The following is a 9521-nucleotide window of genomic DNA, read 5'->3' as shown; positions in this document are numbered from 1 at the left end:
GATGGCATATTGTACCTCAAAGTTTTATCCCCGACTGCCATTCTCACTCACGAGGAAAATGTAGAGGTAACAATCGATATTGTAGCGAATATAGAAATTTATTTGCGGAAGTAAGAAGTTATGATACTAATTTAAATTGAAGGGATGACAAATCGGCTAAAAGTAGGAATGGAAGAGGGGAGAGATAGAGATGGCAGGAGTAACCTCAATTATCATCACAGAGAGCTTAGATGAAATAACCGCAAGATTAAATCAAGCCAGACAGCCGATAGTCAAGGAAAGGCTCCAGGTACTCTATTGGCTCAAACAAGATAAGGCACCGAGCATCAGCAAGATTGCCAAAGCAATTGGGAGACATCATTAGGACAGCCGTTTGGCTTTTAAAAAAGCGGATGCATACGCCTTTGGCGGGGCTTCGCCCTACGCGCTGAGGTCTCCTCAGCGTGCGTTGCACCAAGCAACCTTGCCGATGACCTTGAACTGTTAAGCTTATTCGATCGCCAGAATCAGCGACCTTTAAGATATTGTTAAATGTCAAGTGGTTAGGGTTCTTCCGAGCTTTTGGTGAAAGTGGTCGATCGATAGAAAAAGACCAGTTACAGGGTTAGAATAAAACGTTTGGTGAGTTACTCAAGTCCGGCACGTCCATACATCTGCCAGCTCGACTGCTTTTAACTCATTGACGCTGCTGAGGACTTTTTCTAGGGTTTCTTCTAAGTTTTGCACCAAGTGAAATCTGTCAGCTACTTGGATGGCTGCTGGTGCTCCTTTGTCCATCGCACTTTTGTGAGTCTTCGAGCGATCGCGTGAGAGTATTTCTACTCCAGGATGTTGAATTAACCAGTTTGTCAATGTCTCCACTTTCCGGTCTGCTAGCAAGGCAATCGGTTGATTGAGTTCTAAATCGACTAAGATGGTGCCGTATCGCTGACCTTTGCAAAAGGCAAAATCATCTACCCCCAAAATTTTGGGTACCGCAAATTCTGGTAGGGATAGCTGTTTGAGGTGATTCAACAGCGTACTCCCGCAAGCCACAATGCCAATTTGAGGACAGAGCCGCGCACCTGCTGCGCCACCCAATGCTAACCCAATTATCTGGAGTTTTTGACCCAATCTCTGTGTCTTTCTTGCCCAAGGCTTGGTTACTTCCGGTATCCATTCGGTGCAGATCCGGCGAATGCAGCCTGAATTATCACAAAAGAACTTACATACTTGCATCACTAAAGTCAAACTGTAGTTGACACAGGGCAAGTTTGCTAATGTTCGTTGGTAGCGGCTATGGATGCGTGTAGTTGGGTTAGCACGTAGTGGGCACTGGGCTAATGTTTGGGTTGAGGATACGTTCACAGTAAGGTGATGTTGGTCTGTGTCGATTTCCTCGTGTTCTAATCGTAGTAGATTGACACCAGGCAGTAGGCATTGAAGAAATTGTGTGGTCATATTTTCATATTACTCACAGCCTCCTTATCACCTCCTAGTGCTAAGTCATTGTTACGAAACATGTGCGGTTGCCCTACACTCGTGGACGTGCCGCACGCTGCCGCCAAGTTCGCCGCTGAGCGGATGATTGAGACGATGGATCTGCCCGCGACTATCCTGCGACCAAACTATTTTTTTCAGAACGACGCAGCGACTAAAGATGCGCTTTTGCAAGGGATCTATGCGATACCGATCGGCTCGGTTGGTGCGGCAATGGTTGACATTCGTGATATCGCTGAGGTAGCGGCGATCGAACTGCTCAAGCGAGAACGCGCAAGCGAACGATTGCCACGCGATCTCATTGACATTTCTGGGCCAGAAATCCTCACGGCAGATGCGATCGCGGCAATCTGGACTGATGTGCTCGGCAAACCGATTGCCTACGTGGGTGACGATCTCGATGCCTATGCGAAACAGCTTGGTGTTTACCTATCGGCTGAGATGGCTTACGACCTGAAGCTGATGTTAGAGGCTTGGCAAAAAATTGGAGTCTTACCGATGCCAGGAGCTGTGGATCGCCTCGTTGCAATGCTCGATCGACCGCTTCGCACCTACCGCGCCTTCGCTGAGGAGACAGCGGCACAGTGGCAGCGGGACTGACTATTGCAGGTCGCTACAATTAATAAGTGAGAGAACTTACTGCAATTCACTTTAATAACTTGAAATAGCTGGTTCGCGCCGCATTGGGCAAGTATCGTGTTGTCCTTGCGTCAAGGACAACACGATACTTCAGTCAAAAAAAGGTTGATGACATGCTTCACCCTGACGTATCGATATCTAAATGCGTTAATGCAATTAAACCTATTTACCATACCTGCAATTGCTCGACCAAAACGCAGTAGCTACCTTCTTGACAGCGATCGGCGATCCGATCCGCTTGCAAATTTTGTTCGTACTGCGTGGCGCTCGCCTGAATGTGGGGGAAGTTGCAGCACAGTTCAAGCTCAGTCGTCCTGCAATTTCCCACCATCTCAAAGTTTTGAAGGATGCCGGAATCGTCAAGAGCGAAAAAGTCGGTCAAGAAGTGTTTTACTGGGTAGATAAACCATACATTGTGGGCGAACTGCGAACATTGGCAGACATCCCGGAAAGTTACATCAAGTCTGACGATCGCTAAAATTTTTTGCTTTACTTAGTAAATGAGTTTAAACGTATTTACTTGATATGAGAATGATGGTTGAACCTGAAGATCGACGTTTGCCTTTTTCCTTACTTGCAATCGCAGCAGGGCATCGATGCAAATTTGCAATTCTTGCCCTCTGGATTGGGATTATAGCCCTAACCTTTCCATTGGCAGTGAATCTAGATCGTGTATTGCGTGACGATCCGATTAGTTATTTGCCCAAGAGTGCAGAATCAACTCAAGTTGCAACGTTGATGAAAAAATTTCCATCGGGTGCCGTGTCGCCTGCGGTGGTTGTCTTTGCCAGGGAAAACGGGGTTGACTCAAAGCGATCGCGATTGGGTCGATCGATTTCGTACCAATGTCAATCTCAATCCACCTACGGCAACACAACCCATTAAGGCTCCAAAATTGTCTCAAGACGGTCGGGCAGGCTTTCTGATTGCACCGATCGATGCGCTGGAGCGATCGGCAGTTTTGGTTGAAGCCGTGCAGGAACTCTGCAAAAGAACGACAACATCTCCAACGGGACTTAGCGTCAAAGTGAGTGGGCCTGCTGGAAATCGAGCCGATTTGGAAATGGTGTTTGATGCGATCGAGGGCACAACTTTCCTGGCAACATCCGGCTTGATTTTGCTACTTCTGGTTCTAATTTACCGTAGCCCGATTTTCTGGCTCATTCCCTTTGTTGTGGCAATCTGTACGGATTTCGTGGCGTGGGGTTTGATTCATCTGGCGGTAATTTCAGGCGCGATCGTCAACGACCAATCTGCGAATATTTTGCTTACGCATCCAGGTTTTTGCACCTGGAACCGCTCCAAAACCCATTGAGACGTTGCTAACAGGGCTAAAGTCACCCGTCAATCTAACTTTGGCAGGACGCGAGCTGTGGGTCACTGAGTCCCAGATCCGCCATCGCCTGACACCAGGGCAGGAAACTAGAATTCCCGATCGCTTTTTCGTTCGGCGAACGATCTTGCCATAGCAGCGATCGTTCGCACCATCACAACACTCAAGCTAATCTTCCGCTCGATCGAACCTACCCTAACACAACCAACCAATCCCCCGCTCACTATTTCACAGATTGGGCTAAGAGTATTCCAAGCTCATTTAAGTAGGCAGAAATATCAGATTCTTTGTTTGTAGAAGTCAAAGAATTTTTTGCACTCTCGCGAGTCAAGTCTTGGCTAAATTTATCCCAGTTCGAGCTACTAAGGGAATTACTAGTGACGGCAATTGAGGGAGTCAGCATCCTGGTTGTATGCCACCAACCACTAGGCATAAAGATTGTTTCGCCTGGCTTGAGAATTACTTTGATAGGAACTGCTTTGGCAAATAGTGGGAACCGATTTAGATCTGGTCGATCGACATCAGGAATAAAAGATTGATTTGAATATCGATCGAGTGGATAAAGATATTCCGATTGATGAGGTGGGAAAAGAGTAAATTCTTTGTCCCCGTATATCTGCATAATAAAAGCATGTAAATGAAAATGATCGAAGTGTAAAACCGGAAACCTCGTTCCTTCACCAGCAATTAGCAACGTCAAAAAACCATTTTGCTGTTTGACTGAATCTACTGAAGGGATGTAAAGCATCGGATTCAACAACCAATTATGCTGAGGGTAAAGTAAAGAGGGAGAAATATCTGGCAAAAGTTCGGGGAATAATCCTGGAATATCGACATTAAGATATGAACAAGGGTGAGATTTAGTTGAAGTTAGCACTAAATCGATAAAATCTAGTAGTTGATAGCTTCGATCGTCAACAGTTACTTGTTTTGAGCCATAAGTTTGCTGCAAAAATTTAGGAGTCCAGGTTGAAAATGCCTTCCAGCTTGAAATGGCATCAGTAATTACAACGGGTTGCAAGCGATCGAGATAGCAACTGACAAATTCTCGATCGGATAAGTTAGCTACTTTCTCAACAGTTGTTTTTTCTGTTACAAATTTGTCAATCATTTACACTTTATCTCCTGTTTGTGATCTTTTGTAGTTGATTTATAACTTTAAGCCTGCTTCAGTTCGGAACTACAGGTAGTCTGAGCTAGTCAATTGACAAAAATTCGATCTTATCCAGCCGAAATCATGCTTGGCAAAAGTTTTATTTAGCGATCGAGTCTTGAGTATTTTAACAAAATTAGATGTCAGAAGTATAGTTTGTCTTCGATAAGTAGTCAAGCAAAATTAATTACATATATTAAACATTAGACTTGTTGCTTTACAAGGTAAATTAGTTCTAGCCAGTCAGAAACAGCAGAACATGCTCAACTATTAAATGTCAATTGTTTTAGTATCATCTAATAATCGGGTAATTCACTTTCTACTAACCTTAAGGGCGCATACTGATAAGCAATAATCGTTACTAATATATTTAATCCACCCAAGATCATAAACATCAAACCAATGCCGCGACCCGATCCCGTCCCGATCGCTCGACCGATCGTTCCAGCTAAGAGTCCATTGGGTTTCATCAGTGGTTCAAAGATGCGATCGGCTAACGGTCCAGCAATCAGAATAGCTAGCGGTAAACATAAGCCACTCACAGCAGTAGTCAGAGAGAACACTTTTCCCTGGATGTTGAGTGGGACTTTTTTTTGTAAAATCACTTGAACTGAACCGTTGATAAATGGGATTCCCAGAAAATACAGAAAAGCACTTACACCGAACACGATAATGTTAGGAGTGGAACCTACAACTATCAGGGAAAATCCATTGAGTAGCATCGAGCATAATAGAATCTTGATATAGTCTTGTCTTCCATTACCCCAGCTACCCATCAAGATACTGCCGACGATCGCGCCCATACCACCAACGCCTAAAGCGATCCCCAGTTGAGCCGACGAAGCAAAAGAGAGAGCTAGCGGATAGGCAAGTAACTGAATAATTCCCACCAAAAAAGCACTGATAGCTAAAAAGAATAACAATCCTACTAATCCACCATGAGCGGTCAGATAATTGAAGCCACTAAAAACTTCTTTGAGTAGTGGAAGTTGATGATGTTGCTGCTTTTCTTGAGCTTGGTGGCGAGGAAAACGGACTAAGAGCAGCACAATTGCGGAAAAGACAAAACTGCCTAAGTCCAGGAGAAAAATCCCCGATATTTGGATAATTTCCAGTAATATCCCACTCAGCATTGGCGAAATGAGTTGTCCAATGGCTCCAGCAAACCCAATCATTCCAACGGCTCGGCCTAAATTTTGTTTGGGGACGAGCAAGGTTGTGGCAGCACTATAAGCCGGAGATTGGAAGGCACTGAAGCTGGAACTTACCGCAGTTGCTAGGCAGATGTGCCAGGTTTGAATTTGTCCGCTCATCAGTAATAAAGCCACGATCGAGGTACTTAACGCTGCACCTGTATCGCTGATAATCATCACCCACCGACGATCCCAACGATCTACTAATACACCTGCAAAGGGAGAAACTATTACCATGGGAAGGGTAGTGAATAGGATCAGAAAGGATAGCTCGGTAACTGAACCATTCCGTTGATAAACCCACACATCCATAGCAAAGCTGCTGAGGCTAGAGCCTAAGATCGAGACTAGTTGACCCAGCCAGACAAGCGTAAAAATTGACATCCCTTCACTTTTCAGTTGTTTTAGCATTTAGTGTTTCCAATTGATGTTTCTGTGCTTTGTCTAGGGATTTTTGGAGGTGTTGAGCGAGGATCTGGACATGAGGTTTGTTCAACATTGAGATATGACTGCCTGGAACAGTATGGATGTCTACTACTCCATCAGAAAACTGATTCCAACCCCAGGCTGGATCTTTATCTAAGGGGTTTTCCTGTTCTAAATTCGTAGAATTTTCCTCTTCAGAACCGATATCTCGAGCACGGAACAGAGTAATTGGAATCGGTGCAGTATTAAGTGGTACATAATCAGTTTGACTTTGAACTCGATAAACTTGTAAGAGACCACGAACTAACTTGATATCTGTTTGTGGTGGCAAAAAGCCAACCATTTCTAACTGTTGTTTGAAATAACTGAATTGTTCATCTGGTGTGAGATCGGATATATCTTCATAAGATATTGCTAAATTTTCTCCGATCAGTTCTTCAACTATGCTAGCAACCGCAGATATCCACTGAGCACTATCCCAATTAGAACGATCGTCGTCTTGACGAGCGGGTTGAGAAACTGGTGCAGTAGTATCTAAAATCGTCAAATATACCATTTGTCCTTTGCGTTGTAATTGTTGAGCCATTTCAAAAGCAACTTTACCCCCAAAGGAATGACCGCCCAAGAAGTAAGGACCGACTTGCTCAACTGTCTCAATTGCTTCAATATATTGGCTGGCTATTTCTTCAACACTTTCAAGCGGTGGTGTTTCACCATCAAGACCCTGTGCCTGTAAACCATAGAAGGGTCGATCTTTGCCAAGATATTGTGATAATTCGTGAAAGTACATCACATTTCCGCCTGCGCCTGCGACACAGAAAAAAGGTGGTAATGAACCTTTCGGTTGAATAGGTACTAAGGGAGACCAAAGTTTGTCAGTAGCTAGATCGGTACCGATCGAAATTGCCAGTTGCTCGATGGTGGAGCTTTGGAACAAAGTAGCTAGCGGTAAATGGAGCGAAAATTGCTTTTCAATCTGGGATACTAACTGGACAGCGAGTAAAGAATGTCCACCCAATTCAAAGAAATTGTCGTGGATACTGACTCGTTCAACAAGCAGCAGTTCTTGCCAGATATTGGCTAGGATTTGTTCGATCTCTGTCCGAGGAGCTACATGTTTTCGAGATCGCTCGATATCACCATCTGGTGCGGGTAGAGCCTTCCGGTCTACTTTGCCATTGGGGGTTAATGGGAGGGTGTCGAGGACGATAAAAGTAGATGGCACCATGTAGGCAGGGAGTTGCTGTTGGAGGAATTCCCGTAGTTGTTGAGTGCTGAGGGTTTCCTCCTCATTGACTACATAAGCTACTAATCGTTGGTTTCCCGCCGGATCTGTGGTGGCGATCGCGACTGCTTGTAGAACATGGGGATGATTGCTTAACACTGCTTCAATTTCCCCCAACTCAATTCGGAAGCCCCGAATTTTGACTTGATGGTCGAGCCGTCCCAAGAATTCAATATTGCCGTCAGGTAAGTAACGTGCTAAATCGCCAGTCTTATACAACCTTGCCGAGCTGTCTGATGCGAATGGATTGTCAATGAATTTTGCTTGAGTTAATTCGGGACGATTCAAGTAGCCTCTGGCCAATCCATCGCCGCCGATGTGGAGTTCTCCGGCTACCCCAATTGGTACTGGTTGTAGTTGTGGGTCGAGGATGTAAACTTGCGTGTTGGCAATGGGACGACCGATCGGAATAGTTTTAGCTTCCTCCAGAACATCCGACACCAAGTACCAGGTACTGAAGGTCGTACTTTCTGTCGGGCCATAAACATGGAGCAATCGCTGTGGTGGCTGATTCTTTAGTACTGCTTTGATGGCCGACACATCGACAGCTTCTCCCCCAAACATCAGGTTCTGCAATGAATTGAATGCTGATGGCACAACATTAGCAATTTGATTGAATAAGGCAGTGGTTACAAATAACGTGCTAATTTTTTGCGATTGGAGCGAGTTAGCTAACTGATGGGGCGATAACATCACATCCCGCTCGATCCCCACTAACTTCGCACCATGTACTAATGCTCCCCAAATCTCAAACGTGACAGCATCGAAGGAAAAGTTTGATGCCAACCCAACTACATCTTGTTCTTGGAGATTAATGTAATTCGTGTTGACGATCAGACGGTTTACCCCTCGATGAGCCACAGACACCCCTTTAGGTTCTCCAGTGGAACCAGAAGTGTAGATGACATAAGCCAAATTATCTGCACTGACATCTGTCATCGGATTGTCCTGACAATGCTGCTCGATTGTCTCCCAATTCCGATCCCAGCAGACCATCTGAGCACAATCTAACGGCAGAACTGACAACAAGTTTTCTTGTGTTAACAATACTTCTATCCCCGCATCAGCCATGATATAACTCAAGCGTTCTGCTGGATAACTGGGGTCTAAGGGAACATATGCTCCACCCGCCTTGAGAATCCCCAACAATCCCACTATCATCTCTAGCGAACGATCGACACAAATCCCCACCAGCACTTCAGGTTTGACCCCCAAAGTTTGCAGGTAATGCGCTAGCTGATTGGCGCGTTCGTTTAACTGTCGATATGTTAATTCCTGTCGATTGAATACTACGGCAACTGCATCGGGCGTTTTTACTACTTGCTCTTCAAACAACTGATGGACACATTTATCTTTGGGATAATCTGTCTGAGTATCGTTCCAGTCAAACAGTAATTGCTGGCGTTCTGTCGCACTCAGTAAGGATAATTTACTCACTGGCTGCTGGGGATTTGCGACGATCGCTGCCAACAAGTTCTCAAAATGACTCGCCATTCGCTCGATGGTTGACTTATCAAACAAGTCGGTGTTGTATTCCCATTCACACTCCAATCCCATCAAACTTTCACTCATCGATAGGGTTAAATCGAACTTGGCAATCGTGCTCTGAGCATTTAACCCACTCAACCTCACTCCCGGTAATTCAGCATCACTCATGGGCGTATTTTGCAAGACAAACATCACCTGAAACAGAGGGGAATGACTCATCGAGCGTTGAGGTTGCAATGCTTCGACAATTTGTTCAAAGGGAACATCTTGATGTTCGTAAGCTGTAAGTGTATTTGCTCGTACCTGCTTGAGTAATTGCTCAAAGCTCAGCTCTGCCTCTAATTTGGTTCTCAAGACTAAGGTATTTACAAAAAAGCCAATTAGTGGCTCGATTTCACTGCGGTTGCGATTGGCAATGGGAGAACCAATGACCACATCCGACTCCCCGCTGTAACGATAGAGTAAGGTGGCAAAGGCGGCCATCAAGGTCATAAATAGCGTACTACCTGTCTGTCGCGACAATGC

Annotated in this window: 9 protein-coding genes; 5 read left to right on the top strand and 4 right to left on the bottom strand. The window is 45.0% G+C overall.

Annotated elements, in window-relative coordinates; translation table 11 throughout:
* Positions 1–190: 190 nt before the first annotated feature.
* Complete coding sequence (locus C7B77_RS30055; RefSeq protein WP_181243884.1) at positions 191–364, top strand: hypothetical protein; 174 nt, start codon at positions 191–193, stop codon at positions 362–364.
* A 266-nt stretch (positions 365–630) separates the two neighbouring features.
* Here C7B77_RS30055 and C7B77_RS16000 read toward each other — a convergent pair whose 3' ends face one another.
* Complete coding sequence (locus C7B77_RS16000) at positions 631–1440, bottom strand: ISL3 family transposase (RefSeq protein ID WP_245894227.1); 810 nt, start codon at positions 1438–1440, stop codon at positions 631–633.
* Between the two features lie 60 nt (positions 1441–1500).
* Between C7B77_RS16000 and C7B77_RS15995 the strand changes: the two genes are divergently transcribed.
* From C7B77_RS15995 to C7B77_RS15980, 4 genes are all read left to right on the top strand, one after another.
* Positions 1501–2079 carry an NmrA family NAD(P)-binding protein gene (locus tag C7B77_RS15995; RefSeq protein WP_146138351.1) on the top strand — a complete coding sequence of 193 codons (579 nt, stop codon included), beginning with the start codon at positions 1501–1503 and terminating at the stop codon, positions 2077–2079.
* Positions 2080–2299: 220 nt separating this feature from the next.
* Entirely contained in the window at positions 2300–2596 is a 297-nt protein-coding gene (locus C7B77_RS15990) for an ArsR/SmtB family transcription factor (protein WP_219892172.1), read from the top strand.
* A 279-nt stretch (positions 2597–2875) separates the two neighbouring features.
* Positions 2876–3433, top strand: coding sequence for an MMPL family transporter (locus C7B77_RS15985; protein WP_106306777.1), 558 nt, complete (start codon positions 2876–2878; stop codon positions 3431–3433).
* A 4-nt stretch (positions 3434–3437) separates the two neighbouring features.
* Entirely contained in the window at positions 3438–3587 is a 150-nt protein-coding gene (locus tag C7B77_RS15980; RefSeq protein ID WP_219892171.1) for a hypothetical protein, read from the top strand.
* Between the two features lie 87 nt (positions 3588–3674).
* Here C7B77_RS15980 and C7B77_RS15975 read toward each other — a convergent pair whose 3' ends face one another.
* From C7B77_RS15975 to C7B77_RS15965, 3 genes are all read right to left on the bottom strand, one after another.
* Positions 3675–4562, bottom strand: a complete 888-nt coding sequence (locus C7B77_RS15975; protein WP_106306774.1) for a cupin-like domain-containing protein — start codon at positions 4560–4562, stop codon at positions 3675–3677.
* 338 nt (positions 4563–4900) lie between these two features.
* Positions 4901–6208, bottom strand: a complete 1308-nt coding sequence (locus C7B77_RS15970; protein WP_106306771.1) for an MFS transporter — start codon at positions 6206–6208, stop codon at positions 4901–4903.
* A partial coding sequence (locus C7B77_RS15965; RefSeq protein WP_106306768.1) for a non-ribosomal peptide synthetase occupies positions 6186–9521 on the bottom strand: 3336 nt, incomplete at its 5' end. The genes C7B77_RS15970 and C7B77_RS15965, both read right to left, overlap by 23 nt.

Origin of the sequence: Chamaesiphon polymorphus CCALA 037, from assembly GCF_003003845.1 — a bacterium.
Lineage (GTDB): Bacteria > Cyanobacteriota > Cyanobacteriia > Cyanobacteriales > Chamaesiphonaceae > Chamaesiphon > Chamaesiphon polymorphus.
The sequence above is the reverse complement of the archived record's forward strand: the minus strand, read 5'-3'. Positions and strand labels throughout refer to the sequence as shown.